This is a genomic window from Microbacterium sp. YJN-G, from assembly GCF_015040615.1.
Classification (GTDB): Bacteria; Actinomycetota; Actinomycetes; order Actinomycetales; family Microbacteriaceae; genus Microbacterium.
Genome location: NZ_CP060402.1, coordinates 2,543,018 through 2,561,743, shown reverse-complemented (window position 1 = coordinate 2,561,743; position 18,726 = coordinate 2,543,018). Strand labels below are relative to the sequence as shown.

The 18,726-nt window shown below is 69.1% G+C and carries 20 protein-coding genes and 1 tRNA gene; 13 read left to right on the top strand and 8 right to left on the bottom strand.

Features of this window, described 5'->3' with window-relative positions; translation table 11 throughout:
• Window positions 1-26: 26 nt before the first annotated feature.
• The 11 genes from H7694_RS12295 (at window position 27) to H7694_RS12245 (ending at window position 10,347) form a co-directional block, all read left to right on the top strand.
• A complete protein-coding gene (locus tag H7694_RS12295; protein ID WP_193596771.1) occupies window positions 27-1,502 on the top strand; it encodes an NAD-dependent succinate-semialdehyde dehydrogenase in 1,476 nt (491 codons plus the stop codon).
• Window positions 1,503-1,600: 98 nt separating this feature from the next.
• A complete protein-coding gene (locus H7694_RS12290; RefSeq protein WP_193596770.1) occupies window positions 1,601-2,962 on the top strand; it encodes an aldehyde dehydrogenase family protein in 1,362 nt (453 codons plus the stop codon).
• A 136-nt stretch (window positions 2,963-3,098) separates the two neighbouring features.
• A complete protein-coding gene (poxB, locus tag H7694_RS12285) occupies window positions 3,099-4,823 on the top strand; it encodes a ubiquinone-dependent pyruvate dehydrogenase (RefSeq protein WP_193596769.1) in 1,725 nt (574 codons plus the stop codon).
• A 195-nt stretch (window positions 4,824-5,018) separates the two neighbouring features.
• A tRNA-Trp gene (locus tag H7694_RS12280) sits at window positions 5,019-5,091 on the top strand.
• Window positions 5,092-5,132: 41 nt separating this feature from the next.
• Complete coding sequence (gene secE / locus H7694_RS12275) at window positions 5,133-5,402, top strand: preprotein translocase subunit SecE (protein ID WP_193596768.1); 270 nt, start codon at window positions 5,133-5,135, stop codon at window positions 5,400-5,402.
• Between the two features lie 42 nt (window positions 5,403-5,444).
• Window positions 5,445-6,524 carry a transcription termination/antitermination protein NusG gene (gene nusG / locus H7694_RS12270; protein ID WP_193596767.1) on the top strand — a complete coding sequence of 360 codons (1,080 nt, stop codon included), beginning with the start codon at window positions 5,445-5,447 and terminating at the stop codon, window positions 6,522-6,524.
• Window positions 6,525-6,734: 210 nt separating this feature from the next.
• Window positions 6,735-7,166, top strand: coding sequence for a 50S ribosomal protein L11 (gene rplK / locus H7694_RS12265; RefSeq protein WP_193596766.1), 432 nt, complete (start codon window positions 6,735-6,737; stop codon window positions 7,164-7,166).
• Between the two features lie 11 nt (window positions 7,167-7,177).
• Window positions 7,178-7,867 (top strand): 50S ribosomal protein L1, encoded by a 690-nt coding sequence (rplA, locus tag H7694_RS12260; protein WP_193596765.1) that lies wholly within the window; start codon window positions 7,178-7,180, stop codon window positions 7,865-7,867.
• 187 nt (window positions 7,868-8,054) lie between these two features.
• Window positions 8,055-8,906, top strand: coding sequence for an amino acid ABC transporter substrate-binding protein (locus tag H7694_RS12255; RefSeq protein ID WP_193596764.1), 852 nt, complete (start codon window positions 8,055-8,057; stop codon window positions 8,904-8,906).
• A 3-nt stretch (window positions 8,907-8,909) separates the two neighbouring features.
• Window positions 8,910-9,572 (top strand): amino acid ABC transporter permease, encoded by a 663-nt coding sequence (locus tag H7694_RS12250; RefSeq protein WP_193596763.1) that lies wholly within the window; start codon window positions 8,910-8,912, stop codon window positions 9,570-9,572.
• A complete protein-coding gene (locus H7694_RS12245; RefSeq protein ID WP_193596762.1) occupies window positions 9,559-10,347 on the top strand; it encodes an amino acid ABC transporter ATP-binding protein in 789 nt (262 codons plus the stop codon). The genes H7694_RS12250 and H7694_RS12245 overlap by 14 nt, the downstream gene beginning before the upstream one ends.
• 23 nt (window positions 10,348-10,370) lie before the next feature.
• On the opposite strand, the gene H7694_RS12240 is transcribed toward H7694_RS12245, so the two are convergent.
• Complete coding sequence (locus H7694_RS12240) at window positions 10,371-11,039, bottom strand: LysE/ArgO family amino acid transporter (protein ID WP_193596761.1); 669 nt, start codon at window positions 11,037-11,039, stop codon at window positions 10,371-10,373.
• Between the two features lie 71 nt (window positions 11,040-11,110).
• On the opposite strand from H7694_RS12240, the gene H7694_RS12235 reads away from it, so the two are divergent.
• Entirely contained in the window at window positions 11,111-11,995 is an 885-nt protein-coding gene (locus H7694_RS12235; RefSeq protein ID WP_227468102.1) for a LysR family transcriptional regulator ArgP, read from the top strand.
• A 22-nt stretch (window positions 11,996-12,017) separates the two neighbouring features.
• Here the strand turns inward: H7694_RS12235 and H7694_RS12230 are convergent, their stop codons facing one another.
• The 7 genes from H7694_RS12230 to H7694_RS12200 all read right to left on the bottom strand — a co-directional run bounded on the left by H7694_RS12230 (window position 12,018) and on the right by H7694_RS12200 (window position 17,850).
• On the bottom strand, window positions 12,018-12,512 hold the full coding sequence (locus H7694_RS12230) for a MarR family winged helix-turn-helix transcriptional regulator (RefSeq protein ID WP_193596757.1): 495 nt from the start codon (window positions 12,510-12,512) through the stop codon (window positions 12,018-12,020).
• A complete protein-coding gene (locus H7694_RS12225) occupies window positions 12,505-14,172 on the bottom strand; it encodes an MDR family MFS transporter (RefSeq protein WP_227468101.1) in 1,668 nt (555 codons plus the stop codon). Before H7694_RS12225 ends, H7694_RS12230 begins: the two co-directional genes overlap by 8 nt.
• Before the next feature lie 189 nt (window positions 14,173-14,361).
• Window positions 14,362-15,039, bottom strand: a complete 678-nt coding sequence (locus H7694_RS12220) for a YqaJ viral recombinase family protein (RefSeq protein WP_193596756.1) — start codon at window positions 15,037-15,039, stop codon at window positions 14,362-14,364.
• An 82-nt stretch (window positions 15,040-15,121) separates the two neighbouring features.
• On the bottom strand, window positions 15,122-15,799 hold the full coding sequence (locus H7694_RS12215; protein WP_193596755.1) for a hypothetical protein: 678 nt from the start codon (window positions 15,797-15,799) through the stop codon (window positions 15,122-15,124).
• Between the two features lie 4 nt (window positions 15,800-15,803).
• Window positions 15,804-16,433 (bottom strand): hypothetical protein, encoded by a 630-nt coding sequence (locus tag H7694_RS12210; RefSeq protein ID WP_193596754.1) that lies wholly within the window; start codon window positions 16,431-16,433, stop codon window positions 15,804-15,806.
• Window positions 16,430-17,557, bottom strand: a complete 1,128-nt coding sequence (locus H7694_RS12205; protein WP_193596752.1) for a hypothetical protein — start codon at window positions 17,555-17,557, stop codon at window positions 16,430-16,432. The genes H7694_RS12210 and H7694_RS12205 overlap by 4 nt, the downstream gene beginning before the upstream one ends.
• The gene (locus H7694_RS12200; protein ID WP_193596751.1) at window positions 17,554-17,850 is read right to left on the bottom strand and encodes a hypothetical protein; all 297 of its coding nucleotides are present in this window, start codon (window positions 17,848-17,850) and stop codon (window positions 17,554-17,556) included. Before H7694_RS12200 ends, H7694_RS12205 begins: the two co-directional genes overlap by 4 nt.
• Window positions 17,851-18,201: 351 nt before the next feature.
• Between H7694_RS12200 and rplJ the strand changes: the two genes are divergently transcribed.
• Window positions 18,202-18,690, top strand: coding sequence for a 50S ribosomal protein L10 (gene rplJ, locus H7694_RS12195; RefSeq protein ID WP_193596750.1), 489 nt, complete (start codon window positions 18,202-18,204; stop codon window positions 18,688-18,690).
• The last annotated feature ends 36 nt before the right edge of the window (window positions 18,691-18,726 follow it).

The window sequence follows — 18,726 nt, the reverse complement described above, 5'->3', positions numbered from 1 at the left end:
TCCATCCCCACAGAATCGAGAACAACATGAGCAGTGCACTCGCAACCAACGAGCAGGAGCTTCTCGCCCGGGTCCCGGGCGGGCTCTTCATCGGCGGCCGGTGGGTGGATGCCGATGAGGGCCGCACCTTCGACGTGCGCGACCCCTCCACCGGCGATGTCATCGCCTCCATCGCCGACGCGACCCCGGCCGACGGCATCCGCGCCCTCGACGCCGCAGCCGCCGCGCAGGAGTCGTGGGCGGCCACCGCACCCCGCACCCGCAGCGACATCCTCCGCCGCGCGTTCGACCTCGTGCAGGCGCACAAGGAGGACCTCGCCCTGCTCATGACCCTCGAGATGGGCAAGCCGCTGGCCGAGGCCCGCGGCGAGGTCGTCTACGGCGGCGAGTTCCTGCGCTGGTTCAGTGAGGAGGCCGTGCGCATCAGCGGACGCTACGGCACCAATCCCGAGGGCACCGGGCGCATGGTCGTCTCGCAGCGCCCCGTCGGCCCCTCGTTCTTCATCACCCCGTGGAACTTCCCGTTCGCGATGGCCACCCGCAAGATCGCCCCCGCGCTCGCCGCCGGCTGCACCGTCGTGATCAAGCCGCCGGCACTGACCCCGCTCACCACGATCTTCTTCACCAAGCTGCTCGAAGAGGCGGGCCTGCCCGCCGGCGTGGTCAACGTCGTGCAGACCTCCCGCTCGGGCGCCCTGTCGGGCCCGATCATCGCCGACCCGCGGCTGCGCAAGCTGTCGTTCACCGGCTCGACCGAGGTCGGCCGCAAGCTCATCGCCCAGGCCGCCGACGGCATCCTGCGCGTCTCGATGGAGCTCGGCGGCAATGCGCCGTTCGTCGTCTTCGAGGACGCCGACCTCGACAAGGCGGTCGACGGGGCCCTGGCGGCGAAGTTCCGCAACATCGGGCAGGCGTGCACGGCCGCGAACCGGTTCATCGTGCACCAGGACGTCGCCGAGGAGTTCGCCCGCAAGGTGACCGAGCGGGTGCAGGCGATGAAGATCGGCCGCGGCACCGAAGAGGGGGTCACGATCGGCCCCCTGATCGACGGGGATGCCGTCGCCAAGGCGGCCGAGCTGGTCGGCGACGCCGTCGACCGCGGCGCCCGCCTGCTGGCCGGAGGGAACGCGCTCGAGGGCGCGGGCACCTTCTACGAGCCGACCGTGCTCACCGACGTCGTCGCCGGCAGCGCGATCCTGCGCGAGGAGATCTTCGGACCGGTCCTGGCCATCGCGACCTTCGCCGACGAGGCCGAGGCCGTGCGCCTGGCCAACGACACCGAGTACGGCCTGGTGTCGTACGTGTTCACCGAGGACCTCGGGCGCGGCCACCGCATGATCGACGCTCTCGAGACGGGCATGATGGGCCTGAACGTCGGTGTCGTCTCGAACGCGGCAGCGCCCTTCGGCGGCGTGAAGCAGTCGGGTGTCGGTCGCGAAGGCGGCTTCGAAGGCATCCACGAGTACCTGTCCACCAAGTACACCCTGATCCCCAACTCCTGACCTGACCGTACGTTCCGTCTATTTGTCACGAAGTGTCGTTATCGGACACCGATATCGACACTTTGTGACAGATAGACGGGCTTGAGAGAGGACACGACATGACCGACTACGCCGTCGTCAACCCCGCCACCGGCGAGACCCTCGCCACCTACGACACCTTCACGGATGCGCAGATCGAGGATGCCGTCGCCCGCGCGGCCGCCGCCGCCGTCACCTGGGCCGCGACCGCGCCGGCCGAGCGCGCCGACGTCATCCGCCGCATCGCGCAGCTGCACCGCGACCGCAAGGACGAGCTCGGCGCGATCATCGTGCGCGAGATGGGCAAGCCGATCGCCGCCGCCGTCGGCGAGGTCGAGTTCGCCGCCGACATCATCGAGTTCTACGCCGACAACATCGACAGGATCACGGCCGACCAGCCGCTGGACATCCTCGGCGACGGCACCGCCGTGGTGCGCCGTGCCCCGCTGGGCGCACTGCTGGGCATCATGCCGTGGAACTTCCCGGCCTACCAGGTGGCGCGCTTCGCGGCGCCGAACCTGGCGATCGGCAACACGATCCTGCTCAAGCACGCACCGCAGTGCCCCGAGTCGGCGGCGGCCCTGGAGTCCATCTACCGGGATGCCGGACTGCCCGACGGTGCCTATGTGAACCTGTACGCCACCAACGAGCAGGCCGCGAGCATCATCGCCGACCCGCGCGTGCACGGCGTCTCGGTCACCGGCTCCGAGCGAGCCGGCGCCGCGGTCGCCGAGGCCGCGGGCCGCAACCTCAAGAAGGTGGCGCTCGAGCTCGGCGGTTCCGACCCGTTCATCGTCCTCTCCGCAGACGATCTGGATGCCGTCGTGCAGAACGCCGTCGACGCGCGCCTGGACAACAACGGCCAGTCCTGCAACGGCGCCAAGCGATTCATCATCGTCGACGACCTGTACGAGGAGTTCACCGAGAAGTTCGTCGCCTCGCTCGCCTCGGTCACCGCGCAGGACCCGACCGAGGAGGACACCGTGCTCGGTCCGCTGTCGTCGCTGGCCGCCGCCGAGCGCCTGCAGCAGCAGATCGACACGGCCGTCGAGCAGGGTGCCACGGTGCTCACCGGCGGCACCCGCCAGGGGGCGTTCTTCGCACCGACCGTGCTCGCCGACGTGACGGCCGACATGGACGTGTACAGCGAGGAGCTCTTCGGCCCCGCCGCGGTCGTCTACCGCGTCGCCGACGAGGACGCCGCCGTCGCGCTCGCCAACGACACCTCGTTCGGCCTCGGGTCATACGTGTTCACCACCGATCCCGAGCAGGCCGAGCGGGTCGCGAACGGCATCGAGGCCGGCATGGTCTACGTCAACGTCGTCCTCGCCGACAGCCCCGAGCTGCCCTTCGGCGGCGTGAAGCGCAGCGGCACGTCGCGTGAGATGGGGCTGCTTGCCGCTGACGAGTTCGTGAACAAGAAGCTCATCCGCAAGGCCTAGGGGCCTCTGTCATCCAGCAGCCTTCGCGTGAGCGTAGGAGAAAGCGCGGGGGTAGGACAGAATCCACGGGTTCGGTCCTACCCCCGCGCCTTCTCCTACCTGCGATGAACCGTCGGGTCGGGCGTAAGGTCGAGCCATGGTCACCGTCGCCGAGAACATCGTCCGCACGCTCCGCGCCAACGCCATCGACCGGGTCTACGGCATCCCCGGCGATTCGCTGAACGGGTTCACCGACGCCCTCCGCAAGGACGGCACGATCCGCTGGGTGCACGTGCGCCATGAGGAATCGGCCGCGTTCGCCGCGGCCGCGGATGCCGCGCTCACCGGCGATCTCGCCGTCGTGGCGGGCTCCTGCGGGCCGGGCAACCTGCACCTGATCAACGGGCTCTTCGACGCGCAGCGCTCGCGTGTGCCCGTGCTCGCGATCGCCGCGCACATCCCGACCGTCGAGATCGGCACCGGCTACTTCCAGGAGACGCATCCGCAGGAGCTGTTCCGCGAGTGCAGCGTGTACGCCGAGTACGTCGCCGATCCGTCGCAGATGCCGCGCCTGATGGAGATCGCCATGCGCGCCGCCATCGAGGAGCGCGGGGTGGCCGTGCTCGTCATCCCCGGCGACGTCGCGCTCGCCGAGATCGAGGGCGACCGGGCAGCGGTGATCCCGCGCACGCGCCCGGTGATCGTTCCGGGGCCGGACGAGCTCGAGCGGGCCGCCGAGCTGCTCAACGGCGCCCGCCGGGTGACGATCCTCGCCGGCGCGGGTGTCGAGGGCGCCCACGATGCGGTCATCGCGCTCGCCGACCGGCTCGCAGCCCCGGTCGTGCACGCGCTGCGCGGCAAGGAGTTCATCGAGTACGACAACCCCTACGACGTCGGCATGACGGGTCTGCTCGGCTTCGCCTCCGGCTTCCGGGCGATGGAGGACGCCGACACACTGCTCATCCTCGGCTCCGACTTCCCGTACACGCAGTTCTACCCGGACGGCGTCACCACCATCCAAGTCGACATCCGGGGCGCGCACCTGGGCCGACGGCATCCGCTCGATCTCGGAATGGTCGGCGACGTGCGCGCCACCGCCGAGGCGCTGCTGCCACGGATCAAGGCGAAGTCCGACCGCGCCCACCTCGACGACGCGACCGAGCACTACCGCAAGACCCGCGCGAAACTCGACGATCTCGCGGTCCCCTCACGCGGCAAGGCGCCGATCCACCCGCAGTACCTTGCCCGGCTGATCGACGAGGCCGCGGCATCCGACGCCGTCCTCACCGCCGACGTCGGCTCGCCCACCGTGTGGGCAGCGCGGTACTTCAGCATGACCGAGAAGCGCCGCCTGATCGGCTCGTTCAACCACGGGTCGATGGCCAACGCCCTCATGCACGCGATCGGCGCGCAGGTCGCGCGGCCCGATCAGCAGGTGATCGCGCTCGCCGGCGACGGGGGACTGGCGATGATGCTCGGCGAGCTGATCACGCTCACCCAGAACCGGCTGCCGGTGAAGGTCATCGTCGTCAACAACTCCTCGCTGAACTTCGTCGAGCTCGAGATGAAGGCTGCGGGGTTCGTGACCTACGCCACCGACCTCGACAACCCCGACTTCGCGGCCGTCGCGCAGGCGCTGGGCATCTTCGCTCGCCGGGTGGAGCGCTCGGAGGATCTGCTGGATGCCGTGGCCGAGGTGCTCGCCCACGACGGGCCCGCCCTGCTCGACGTCGTCACCGAACGGCAGGAGCTGTCGATGCCGCCGTCGATCAGCGCCGAGCAGGTCAAGGGCTTCGCGCTGTACGCCATCCGCACGGTCATGTCGGGCCGGGGTGACGAGCTGCTCGACCTCGCCAGGGCGAACTGGCGACAGCTGTTCTGACGGTTCGCGGCGGCGTCCGCCGCCGTCGTGCGGCGGCGTCGGCCGCCGCCGATTCCGTGGCGCGACTCACGCGGGAGTCGCGCCGGTTCGGCCCGAGGGATCGGATGCCGTACACTTGAGGGGCAGTTGTCTGCATCCTTCACCGTGCCTTCACCGGCACACGGAGGGCGCAGACCCAGAGGCCATCCGGTCTCTAGGGCGGTAGCTCAATTGGCAGAGCAGCGGTCTCCAAAACCGCAGGTTGCAGGTTCGATTCCTGTCCGCCCTGCGCGTCAGCGCACATGCTGGCTCACGAAAGGTACTTGCACGATGGAACAGGACGACGTTCGCGGCGATATCGTCGCAGCAGGTTCGTACTCCCTGCGTGACAAGCAGCTGGGCTTCTTCGGCCGTATCGCGCTGTTCTTCCGGCAGGTCATCGGCGAGCTGCGCAAGGTCGTCACCCCGACCCGCAAGGAGCTGATCAAGTTCACTCTCGTGGTCCTGGTCTTCGTGCTCATCGTCATGGGCCTGGTCTACGGTTTCGATTCGCTCTTCGGCTACGTGACCCACATCGTGTTCGGGGTACCCGGCAGCTGACGCATCTGCGACGGACCGTCGCAGTGAACGGAAAGAAGCAACGTGTCTGAACGATATTCCGACGACGCAGACTGGGCCACCGCGGCCGAGCAGTCCAGCGAAGAGGACGAGGCCCAGGAGGGCAACGTCCTCGCCGAGCAGGAGCAGTCCTCCGCATCGGCCGAGCGCGTCGCCCTGCACATCGAGGGCGGCGACGACGAGGAATACGACGACACCGACGACGACATCGACATCGAAGACCCGGAGGCGGACGCGATCGTGAACGACGCTCTCAACCTGGACGAAGCGGCTGAGTCTGAAGCAGCCGCCGAGGTCCTCAACGACGCTGTGGCGGAAGAGACCGCCGATGCAGAGGCTGCGGCCGCTGACGAGGTGACGCCCTACGACGGGCCCGACGTGAACGGCGACGAGCAGCCGGCGGACGGGGAGTCCGCCGACGAGGCCGTCTCCGCAGACGAGACCGGCGAGGGCGCTGAGGCCGAAGAGACCGCTGACGAGGAGGACCCGTACGAGGCCTTCCGCGCCGACCTGCGGATGCTGCCGGGCAAGTGGTACGTCATCCACTCCTACGCCGGCTTCGAGCGCAAGGTGAAGGCCAACATCGAGCAGCGCAAGTCGACGCTCGAGGTCGAGGACGACATCTACCAGATCGAGGTCCCGATGGAGGACGTCGTCGAGATCAAGAACGGCCAGCGCAAGATGGTCACCCGCGTGCGCATCCCGGGCTACGTGCTCGTGCGCATGGAGCTCAACGAAGACACCTGGTCGGTCGTGCGCCACACGCCCGGTGTCACCGGCTTCGTGGGCAACGCCCACAACCCGACTCCGCTGCGCTTCGAAGAGGCGTTCAACATGCTCAAGGCGCTCGTCGAGGTCAAGGACGTCCCCACCGCGAAGTCCATCGCCTCCAAGGGCGGCGTCGCCGTGGCCCGTCCGATGGCGGCCGAGGTCGACTTCGAGATCGGCGAGACCATCACGATCAAGGAGGGCTCGTTCGCGGGTCTTCCCGGCACGATCAGCGAGATCAACGCCGCGAGCGGCAAGCTCACCGTGCTCGTCTCGCTCTTCGAGCGCGAGACTCCGGTGGAGCTCTCGTTCGAGCAGGTCACCAAGATGCTCTGAGCACTCGAGCTCACCACGAACGGCCGCCCCTCGGGGCGGCCGTTCTTCGTTCCCGGCATCCCGCCGGATCGGGTAAGATTATGTGGTTTGTGCGTCGCGGCATGGGTTCCTGACCCTGTCGAAGGACGCACAGGCGAACCGCGGTCCGGAGATGCCGGATCTGCGGGAGAACGGATGCTCACCGGCATCCGGTCGACGAAAGGAAAGAAAATGGCACCGAAGAAGAAGGTGACCGGCCTGATCAAGCTTCAGATCAACGCCGGTGCAGCCAACCCGGCGCCGCCGATCGGCCCCGCGCTCGGTCAGCATGGCGTCAACATCATGGAGTTCTGCAAGGCGTACAACGCCGCGACCGAGTCGCAGCGCGGCAACGTCATCCCCGTGGAGATCACCGTCTACGAGGACCGCAGCTTCACGTTCATCCTGAAGACCCCGCCGGCAGCCGAGCTGATCAAGAAGGCGGCAGGCGTGCCCAAGGGCTCCGCCACCCCGCACACGGTCAAGGTCGCGAAGATCACCGCTGAGCAGGTCCGTCAGATCGCCGAGCAGAAGCAGGCCGACCTGAACGCGAACGACATCGAGTCCGCGTCCAAGATCATCGCCGGAACCGCCCGCTCCATGGGCATCACGGTCGAGGGCTGAGGGAGATAACAATGGCTACCAAGTCCAAGGCATACCAGGCTGCCGCCGCGAAGATCGAGGCAGACCGTTTCTACACCCCGACCGAGGCCGTCGCTCTGGCGAAGGAGACCGGTTCGGCGAAGTTCGACTCGACCGTCGAGGTCGCGCTGAAGCTCTCGGTCGACCCCCGCAAGGCCGACCAGATGGTGCGCGGCACCGTCATGCTCCCGCACGGCACCGGCAAGACCGCCCGCGTCATCGTGTTCGCCAACGGCCCGGCTGCTGAGGCCGCCATCGCCGCCGGCGCCGACGAGGTCGGCGGCGCCGAGCTCATCGAGAAGGTCGCGGCCGGCTGGACCGACTTTGACGCAGCCGTGTCGACCCCTGAGCTCATGGGCCAGGTCGGTCGTCTGGGTAAGGTGCTCGGCCCCCGCGGCCTGATGCCGAACCCGAAGACCGGTACCGTCACCCCGAACCCGGCCAAGGCCGTCGAGGAGATCAAGGGCGGAAAGATCGAGTTCCGCGTCGACAAGCACGCCAACGTGCACTTCATCGTCGGCAAGGCCTCGTTCTCGGCTGAGCAGCTCAACGAGAACATCAACGCCGCTCTCGAGGAGATCGTGCGTCTGAAGCCGTCGAGCTCGAAGGGCCGTTACATCCAGAAGGGCGCCGTGTCGACCACGTTCGGCCCCGGCATCCCGCTGGACGTCAACGCCATCTGAGCCCTCCGCAGGACTCGGGAAGACCCCCGGACCGTATCGGTCCGGGGGTCTTCCGCATTCGCGGGGGATGCCGCACCGTCGCGGTGACATCGGGCGTCACAGGATGCGCCATCCGCGCCCCAGGCGGCGTAGCGTTGAGCGAGTGCCGCAACCGGCACCGCCACCCGAGCATCCAGGAGATCAGAACATGGTCCGCCGCATCACCGTCGCCGTCACCGCCCTCGCCCTCGCCACCGCCGCTCTGGCCGGATGCAGCAGCACTCCCGCGCCGTCCGGCTCGGCCCCCGCCGGCGGATCGGACTCGACCGGCGGATCGGACTCGACCGGCGGATCGGGCGACCTCGGCCTGGTGACCGAGGGCACGCTCACGGTGGCCACCGAGGGCACCTACCGTCCGTTCAGCTTCCACGCGGACGGCGGCACCGGCGACCTCACCGGCTACGACGTCGAGATCATCGAGGCCGTCGCCGAGAAGCTCGACCTCGAGATCGTCTTCCAGGAGACGCAGTGGGATGCGATCTTCGCCGGCCTGGATGCCGGTCGCTTCGACGTGATCGCGAACCAGGTCACCATCAACGACGAGCGCAAGGCCTCGTACCTGTTCAGCCAGCCGTACACGGTCTCGCGCGGCGTCATCGTCACCACCGAGGACGACGACTCCATCTCGTCGTTCGACGACCTCAAGGGCAAGACCACCGCGCAGTCACTGACCAGCAACTGGTACGAGCTGGCCACCGAGGCCGGCGCGAACGTCGAGGCGGTGGAGGGCTGGGCTCAGGCGGTCGCACTGCTGCAGCAGGGCCGCGTCGACGCCACCGTCAACGACAAGCTCACCTTCCTCGACTACGAGAAGACCGACGGACCGACCGGCCTGAAGATCGCGGCCGAGACCGAGGAGGCCGGTGAGCAGGCCTTCGTGTTCACCCAGGACAAGGAGGCGCTCGTCGACGCGGTCGACGGTGCGCTCGACGAGCTGCGCGCCGACGGAACCCTCGCCGAGATCAGCGAGAAGTACTTCGGCGACGACGTCTCGCAGTAGCAGATGGACGGCTGGGAGCTCTTCCTCAGCTCGCTGGCGCCACTCGCGCTGGCCGGGGCGACCGCGACGATCCCGCTCGCGGTCGTCTCGTTCGCGCTCGGCCTGCTCATCGCGATCGGCGTCGCCCTCATGCGCATCTCCGAGCACCGGGTGCTCTCGGGCATCGCCCGCGGGTACATCTCGGTGATCCGGGGCACGCCGCTGCTGGTGCAGCTGTTCGTGATCTTCTACGGCCTGCCCTCGATCGGCCTGCTCGTCGATCCGTGGCCCAGCGCGATCATCGCGTTCTCGCTGAACGTCGGCGGATATGCGGCCGAGGTCGTGCGGGCGGCGATCCTCTCGGTGCCCAAGGGCCAGTGGGAGGCCGCCTACACGGTCGGAATGGGGCGTGCCAGGACGCTGCGGCGGATCATCCTGCCCCAGGCGGCCCGGGTGTCGGTTCCGCCGCTGTCGAACACGTTCATCTCGCTGGTGAAGGACACCTCACTGGCATCCCTCATCCTCGTCACCGAGCTGTTCCGGGTCGGCGAGCAGATCGCATCGGCGACCCAGCGGTTCATGACCGTCTACCTCGCCGCGGCCCTGGTGTACTGGGTGTTCTGCCTCGTGCTCTCGGGGCTGCAGAATCTGCTGGAGAAGAGGCTGGATCGTCATGTCGCGCGCTAGGTCATCGGGCCAGGAGCCCCTGCTCAGCGCACGCGGACTGCGCAAGAGCTTCGGCGGCGTCGAGGTGCTGAAGGGCATCGACCTGACGCTGCATCGCGGCGAGGTGGTGGTGCTCATCGGGCCGAGCGGCTCGGGCAAGACCACCGTGCTGCGCTCGCTGAACGGCCTGGAGATCCCGGATGTCGGGACGCTGGCCATCCATGGGGCTCCGCCGGCCGACTTCGCGAAGGGCATAGACGCGCGCGAACGGTACGCGTTGCGCGACCGGTCGGCGATGGTGTTCCAGCATCACAACCTCTTCCCGCACTTCACCGTGCTGCAGAACGTCATCGAGGGGCCGTCGCGCGTGCAGCGTCGGCCGCGGGCCGAGGTAATCGCCGAGGCGCGCGACCTGCTCGCCCGGGTCGGCCTGGCCGGCCGCGAGGACGCCTATCCGCATGAGCTCTCCGGAGGGCAGCAGCAGCGCGTCGGCATCGTGCGCGCGCTCGCCCTGCGCCCCGAGCTGCTGCTGTTCGACGAACCCACCAGTGCACTGGATCCCGAGCTGGTCGGCGAGGTGCTGCTGGTGATCAAGGAACTCGCCGACGAGGGGTGGTCGATGGTGGTGGTCACCCACGAGCTGAGCTTCGCCCGCGAGGCCGCCGATCACGTCCTGTTCCTGGACGGCGGCGTGGTCGTCGAAGAGGGCCCGCCGGACCAGGTGTTCACGGCGCCGCGGCACGAGCGCACGCAGCGGTTCCTCACGAGGATCCTGCGTCCCCTCGACGGGGACTGAGCCCCTGGGCACAGGCCCCGCGCTCAGCCGGTGAACACGGGCAGCACGAGCCCGATGCCCATGATCACCAGCAGCACGGCGATCGCCGTGTCGAGGATGCGCCACGCGCGGTGTGTGCGCAGCCAGCGCCCGAGGTGACGGGCGCCGAACCCCAGCGCGAAGAACCAGGTGATGCTGGCGATGATCGCCCCGGATGCGTACAGCCAGCGCTCGTCGCCGTGCGTGGCAGCGATCCCGCCGATCAGCAGCACGGTGTCGAGGTATACGTTCGGGTTCAGCCACGTGAAGGCCAGCGTCGCAAGGATCACCGGCGCCAGGCGGGAGCGCGTCATCGTGACGGTTCCGCCGGAGGCCGGCATCCGATCGTCCCGGCCGCCGTCGCCGGCCGGTTCGGCGACGAGCGCCTCTCCGCCGGCCTTCCAGGCGCGGCGGGCGGCGAAGGCGCCGTAGACGACGAGCGAGATGCCGCCCAGCCAGCGCGCGGCGGTGATCAGCCACGGCAGCTCGCCGACGAGGTATCCCAGGCCCGCCGTGCCGACGAGCACCAGCGTGGCGTCGGATGCTGCGCAGATCAGCACCACCGGCAGCACGTGCTCGCGTCGCAGGCCCTGGCGCAGCACGAACACGTTCTGAGCGCCGACGGCGATGATGAGCGAGAACATGAGGCCGAGGCCGGAGAGGACGGTGAGCACGGGATCAACGCTAGAACGCGCCCCGCATGAACACCAGCGAAGAGAACTGCAGCAGCATTAGCATCTCTTATGTGAGGATCGACGCCCAGCTCGCCGCCACCGTCGCCGCCGTCCTCGACGAGGGCAGCTTCGATGCGGCCGCGCGCCGGCTGCACATCACTCCCTCCGCGGTCAGCCAGCGCATCAAGACCGTCGAGCAGCAGCTCGGCAGGGTCGTCGTCGTGCGCTCCCGGCCGGTGCGGGCGACCGAGGCCGGTGAGGCGCTCGTGAGGCTGGCACGGCAGGTCGAGCTGCTCGAACACGACGCCATGACCGCCTTCGGCCTCGGCGACTCCGACGAGCGCACTCCCCGGCTGCGCGTGCCTCTCGCCGTGAATGCCGACTCCATGGCCACCTGGTTCCTCGCCCCGCTCGCACGCATCGCCCGCACGCACCCGGTCGACGTCGACCTGCACCGTGACGACCAGAACTACACGGCCAGGCTGCTGGAGTCGGGCGAGGTGATGGCCGCGGTCACCAGCGAATCCGCGCCCGTCGGAGGCTGTGCGGTGACACCCCTCGGTGTGCTCGAGTACCGGCCCATGGCGACCGCCGAATACATCGAGCGGTGGCTTCCGGGCGGAGTCACCGCCGACGCCCTGCACGCCGCGCCGTTCGTCGACTTCGACCGCCGTGACACGCTGCAGCACGACTGGCTGCGGGCGCGGGGAGTGGACCCCTGGTCGGTGCCCCGGCACTATGTGCCGGCATCCCACGACTTCTCCCAGGCGGTGCGGCTGGGGCTGGGGTGGGGGCTGATCCCGGCCCCCCAGGCGACCGCCGATCTGGTCGAGCTCGGCGGGCCGCCCACGCGCGTGCCGCTGTACTGGCAGCAGTGGAACCTGCGCTCGGCGCTGCTGGATGCCATCGCCGGTGAGGTCGCCGCCGAGGCGCAGCGGGTGCTCTCACCGCTCTGAGCCGCCCGGGAAGGTGATCGGGTCAGGAGGAACCGGCCGAGCCCGGAGCCTCACCGGCGCTGAGCGCGTGCAGCAGGTGCGTGAGACTGCGGATGTCGTCGATGTCCCATGCCTCCAGGCTGCGGCGCAGCCGCCGGTCATCCTGCGCGCGCACGGCGGCGAGACGCTCCTGCCCGGATGCCGTGGCCACGATGAAGCTCGATCGGCGGTCCTCGGGGTCGGGCATCCGCTCGATCAGCTCGTGGGCCTCGAGTTCGCGCAGCATCCGGCTGACGAGCGATTTGTCGACCATCATCCGCTCCGAGAGCTCGGAGGGCCGCACGCGCTCGGCGGAGGTGATCACGCTGAACATCTTGTACGCGCCGGGGGAGAGGCCGGGCGCCAGCCGGGCGGCGTACTCCAGGTACATGCGCCGCACCCGCGCGAACAGCGCCGCGAATTCGTGCTCCAGGTCGTGCATCGCCTGGTCGCGGTCGGCATCCACCCGACGTCCCTCGCCCTCGACCCGATCAGACATCGCGGTTCTCCCGGGGGTCGGCCTGCGCGGGCGTCGTTCCTGTCGGCCCGACCGCCGCCATGCCCTCGCCGGTGGCGATCGTGGCGAGGTCGGTCTCCGAGGCCTGCAGGCGCTCCTGCGTGGTCATCCGCGTGAGCGGGATGTTCGGCAGGAACACGACGGCGATCAGGCTGAGCACCGCGAACGGCACGGCGATCAGGAAGGATGCTGCGATGCCCTGCGCGTAGATGTCCTCGACGATCACCCGGATCGCCTCGGGCAGCCTGCTCACCTCTGGCAGCACACCGGATTGCAGCTGGGCGGCGATCGCCTGCCCCTTCTCGCCGAGCGAGGCGATCGCCGCGGCGACATCCTGCTTGCGGCCATCGAACAGGCTGAGCACGGTGCCCCCGAGCATCGAGCCCATGATCGAGACCCCGACGGTGCCGCCGAGGCTGCGGAAGAAGGTCACCCCGGCGCTGGCGGCGCCCAGATCCTCGGGGCGGGACGTGTTCTGCACGATCAGCACGAGATTCTGCATGGTCATGCCGACTCCGGCGCCCAGCAGCAGCATGTAGACCGACACGAGCACGAAGTTCGTGTCGTACTGCAGAGTCGACAGCAGCAGCGATCCGGCGATCGTCAGCACGGTGCCGGTGACCACGAACGCCTTCCACTTGCCGTGCCGGGTGATCAGGCCGCCGACCACGATCGACGCGACCAGCAGGCCGCCGATCATCGGCAGTGTCATCAGTCCGGCCTGGGTCGGCGTCGCGCCGCGGGCCATCTGCATGTACTGGCTCAGGAACACCGAGGTGCCGAACATCGCGATGCCGATGGCGATCGACGCGAGCACCGAGAGGGTGAACGTGCGGTCGCGGAACATCCGCAGCGGGATGAGCGGCTCGCGCGAGCGCAGTTCGACGACGACGAACAGGATGCCAGTGACCAGCGCGCCGCCCACCATGAGGATGGTCGGCAGGCTCCACCAGTCGAACGAGGTGCCTGCGCTGGTCACCCAGACCAGCAGCAGCGAGACCGAGATCGACAGCAGCACGATGCCGAGGTAGTCGATGCGGACGCGGTCGCGCGTGGGCGGAACCGGCTTGAGGGTGAGCTGCAGGATGATCAGCGCGGCGATCGCGAACGGGATGGCGACGTAGAAGTTCCAGCGCCAGTCGGCGGCGTCGGTGAGGAACCCGCCCAGCAGCGGGCCGCCGACGGTGGCCAGCGCCATCACCGCGCCGAACAGGCCCATATAGCGGCCGCGCTCACGCGGGCTGATGATGTCGGCCATGATCACCTGGCTGAGCGCCGCCAGGCCACCGGCCCCGACGCCCTGCACGGCGCGGAACGCGATCAGCGTCCCGGCATCCTGCGAGAACCCGGCCGCCGCCGTCGCCGCCACGAAGATCACCAGCGCGAGCTGGATGAGGATCTTGCGGTTGAACAGGTCGGAGAGCTTGCCCCAGATCGGCGTGGCGATCGCGGTCGTCAGCAGAGTGGAGGTGACCACCCAGGTGAACGCGTTCTGGTCGCCCTGAAGTTCGCTGACGATGACGGGCAGCGAGGTCGAGACGACGGTTCCGGACAGCATCGACACGAACATGCCGAGCAGCAGGCCCGAGAGCGCTTCGAGCACCTGGCGATGGGACATGGCGGGGGTTGAGGGCGAACTCATCTGACTCCTGTATTGATTGACAATCGTCAACTATAAGTCGATGGTTGATTTTCATCAACTAATCAGGGCGGGCGCCGGGGGAGGTCCGCAGGCCCGCAGGCCGGCAGGTCCGCAGGGTCGCCGGAGATCGGCCGGGCGCGCCGAAGTGGCGTGCCGACGGGGCAGCATTCAGGGTGCCGGCGGTTCGGGTCAGTCCGAGAGGGCGAGGGCGCGGAACATGTCGCGCTCGCGCAGCGAGGAGCGGCGGCTGGAGGCCGCCGCGGCGTGCGACGGCGGAGCCTGGCCTGTCGTGCGGTGATAGAGCTCGTCGATCAGCCGGGTGGCGAGGACGACCAGGCGGCCGATCTCCTTCTCGTCGCGGTCGATCCACACGCTGCGGGGCTCGTCGTGCACGGGGTTGAAGTCGTCGTGCTCCTCCCACACGAACAGCGTCCGCTCGGCGCCGAGCACGTGCTGCTGCCACCAGACCTGCCGCAGGTAGGTGCGGGGGATCGTGCGCCACGACTTGTTGGTCGTCTTGATCTCGGCGAGCAGCACCCGACCCTCGCCGTCGACGCAGACGCCGTCGGGGGTGGCCAGGTGCCGCTTCTCGATCTCGGCGTGGAACAGCGCCGAAGAGGGCAGGATGCCGTGCGTCGCAGCCACCCAGGCTGCGATCTCCGGCTCGCGCCGCCGGCCGTGGTCGGTGTAGGCGTTGCCGCCGAAGCGCGGGCCGGCGCCGAGCTTCGCGTCGGCCGCCCGGGTGATCGAGGCGTCTCCGGAGAGTCCGGCGACGTCGGTGGCGGTGATCCCGCGAGCCCGGGCCCGGAGCCACGCGACGCGGTCACGGGAATCCGCGACGATGCGTGCTTCGAGTTCCGGGGTCACCTTGTCGAGGGTACCCGCGTCCTGGCCTCGCCGCTGACCCACACGCCGAGGTGCGAGACGAGTGCGGTCGGACAGTATCCGGTCAGCGGATCGCGCCGTCGCGCACCGACCGCCAGACGCGGTCCGCCTGCGCGCGGCCGTTGACGAGGCGGATGCTGCCGGCGAACAGCACGACCGAAACGGTGAATGCGGTCGCGGCCCAGCATCCGTACATGAGGAGCCCCGGAGCGAGAAGCGCCGGGGACGGCGCGGCGAACGTCGAGAGGAACGCGTACGTCGCGTACGCGCCGAACAGGGCCGCGCAGGAGGCTGCGGCGATACGCACGAACACCCCCGGCCGGAACAGGAGCAGGCGGGTGTGCAGCCAACCGGCCCAGGACGATGCGAGCTGACCGGAGCGATAGGGGCCGGCGAGCCACGCGGCCAGTGCGCGCACGAGGCGGCTGCCGGATGTCGCGAGGCGGATCAGCAGCCAGAGCGACGCGGCGAGCACGGCCAGCAGTGCGGTGCCCATGGTCGCCGCGAACGCCGTGATCACGGCAGGGTGGCCTCCCGCGATCGCGTCGGCGATCAGGCCGAATCCTGAGGCGCCGATGACCGCGCCGACGAACCCCAGCAGGCCCAGGCCCACCCGGGACCATCGCAGATAATCCGCTCCGAGGACCTCGACCGCGCGTTGCGCCTCGGCCCTGCCTCCGGTCGCCTCGGGCGTCGGGTCGAGATAGCGCCGGGAGTCGTCGCGGATCAGTCGGAAGGCCATGTCGCTATTCTGCCGTCTCCAGGTCCGGGGGCGTCTGGCCCGCTGGGAGCACCAGCGTGGTGTCGAGCGCGAAGGCGACCCGGATCAGCAGGTCCTGGTAGCGCTCGGGGTTGGAGGCCATCCCCGTGACAAGAGCGACACCCCGCTGCTCGGGCAGCGCGAGTTCGCCCACGGCGATGATCCCCTGCACCGGCGTGCCGATCAGGCCGAAGGCGATCAGCCCGGTGCGGCCGTCGGATGCGGTGAACGAGGTGCTCGATCCGGCGGCGCCCAGCTTGGCGGCCGCGAGATACGCCAGCGAACGGTCGGCGTCGCGCGAAGCATCCGGGGTGCCGCGCACCACCTGCGTGGACAGGAACCAGACCGCCGGCCGCTCACCGACCTCGAGGTGCATGCCGGCGAAGTCGAACGCCGAATCGGCGAATAGTACGATACCGCGCTCGAAGCCCGCCGTCAGGATGTCGCGCGCCTCATCGGTCAGCCAGCCCTCACCACTGGCCAGATAGCGCTGCCACCACTGGGCCGGGGTCTCGTCTCCGAACGCGCGGAACTCGATCCACCCCTGCGGCAGGCGCTGCCACACGACGTCTGTCACGGCGGTGTCCTTCACGGCGGTGTCGGCACCCGTCGTCATGCCCGCTCCTCATCCGTGCGCGGGCCCTCGCCGTCCACGAGGTTCCGCCCGCGCTCGATGAGGTTCGACCACGGGCCGCCGAAGCTCTCGACGAAGTCCTTGCTGTTGGAGTACATGTCGTTCGCGGTCGTCGCGGCCCAGAACGTCGTGCTGGTCAGTGCAGAGGTGCTGACCGACAGCGAGGCGACGGTCACCATCCCACCCGCGGCAGCGCCGCCGCCCGCCATCGCCAGGTTCGGTCCGATGGTGGGGATGTTGATCCGCAGCATGCTCGTTCCCTGGCCGAGCACGCCGGTCATGCCCGAGACGGCGAAGCCGAGTGCCAGGCCGGCCACGCCGATCGCGAAGTCGCCCCACGAGCCGCGCCCGGTCAGCGCCTGCAGTCCGTCGATGACGACCAGGGCGATCGAGATGCCCAGCGCGATCGGGGCGAGCGCGGGGAACACGAACGACAGCAGGCTGATGATCGGCAGAGCCGCACGGAGGATGTCCTCGAGGATCGGGACGACGTACTCCATGAACTTGTCGGCGAAGTCGACCGCGTCGTCCCACGCATTGGAGAACCAGTTGCCTGCGTACTGCCCGATGTCGTCGCGCGCCTCCTCCAGGAGAGTCGCGATCTCGGTCGCACGCTGAGACACCGCCTCCTTGAGTCGCCGGGCCTCTTCGAGCAGCGCGGTGAGGTCGGCCTGTGCCAGCGCGAGCGCCCGCGTCGCATCGCGGACGGCATCCGGATCCGCGCCCTCGTCGCCGGCGGCTGAGGACGCATCGTCGCGTGCCCCCTCGCGGCTGGACACCGTCGCCCGCGCCGCAGCGGCATCGTCCTCCAGGCGGCGCGCCTGTCGCTGGAACTCGGCGAGCTCGTCCACCCAGGTCGACAGCGTGCCGTACGACGAGCGCAGCGCCCGGCCCGAGTCGACCAGACGGGGGCGGAACTCCTCGGACTGGTTGGCCCGGAACGCGTCGGCGGCCAGCCCCGTCCAGGTGGTCTCGTCGCTGCCGTCGAGCACGGCCAGCGCATCGTCGACGCCGTCGGCGCCGGCGCGGAGATTGTCGACGAAGCCCTCGAGCAGTGCGAGGTCGCCGGGTGCCGGATCGAAGCCGAGCGCGGGGAAGCCGCTCATGCCTGCTGCCCCTCTTCCATGCTCGCCGCGACATCCTCGTCGAAGCTGCGGAAGGCATCCAGCACGGTGGTCAGGCCGCCGTGCGCGTCCTCCGAGAAGCGTGCCAGCTTGTCGATGCCGCCGCCCCAGGCGTCGTGCAGCTCGTGCAGACGATCGCGCAGCTCGCGCTGCGGCACCGCGGCATCGGATGCCGACCCGAGTGCGCTGGTCGCCCCGTCCAGCATCGACCGCATGCTCTTGTAGGCGCGGATGCTCGCCTCCATGGCGCCGTAATCCAGGCTGACGTCTGCCACGATGCTTCCTCGTTCCCCCTCGACTGCCCTCAGGATGCTCACGGTAGCGAACCCGCACGCGCGTCGCGACGGGCAGAACTACCCATGGGGCGCGGCGGTGCGGAGCGGATTTGGGCGGTGCGGGCGGATGCCGTAGAGTTGATCCCAACCGAAGACCGCCGGTCATCGTCGTGCGCGTGAGCGCAGGTCGATCGAAGCACTGCTGAGCAGGGGCCCGCGCAGGTGTCATAGAGAGTTTCTCCTCGAGATCCACGCTCCGTGCGCTTGCGCCGGAGCGTTTTTGCTTGAGCTGCGGGTGGTCGAGGTCGACGTCCCGCATCCGCGTGGCGTCCGTACACGTAAGGAGTGACCATGGCGCAGAAGGATGCAACGGTTGCCGAGCTCACGAAGTCTTTCGAGAACTCGAACGCCGTCCTGCTGACCGAGTACCGCGGTCTGACGGTTGCCCAGCTCAAGCAGCTGCGCACGAGCATCCGTCAGGACGCGGAATACGCCGTGGTGAAGAACACGCTGACCAAGATCGCCGCGAACAACGCGGGGATCACGACGCTGGACGACGAGCTCAAGGGTCCGTCGGCTGTCGCGTTCGTGCACGGTGACTTCGTCGCCACCGCCAAGGCTCTGCGTGACTTCGCCAAGGCCAACCCGCTTCTCGTGATCAAGGGCGGCGTCTTCGAGGGCAAGACCCTCGACGCCGACGAGGTCAACAAGTACGCCTCGCTCGAGAGCCGTGAGGTTCTGCTGGCGAAGGCAGCGGGCATGATGAAGGCGACGATGGGCAAGGCTGCCGCCACCATCGACGCGCTTCGCGAAAAGCTGGAGACCGCCGAGGCCGCGTGAGCGACCAGCGTCTTCTTCACACAAACCCCATCTATT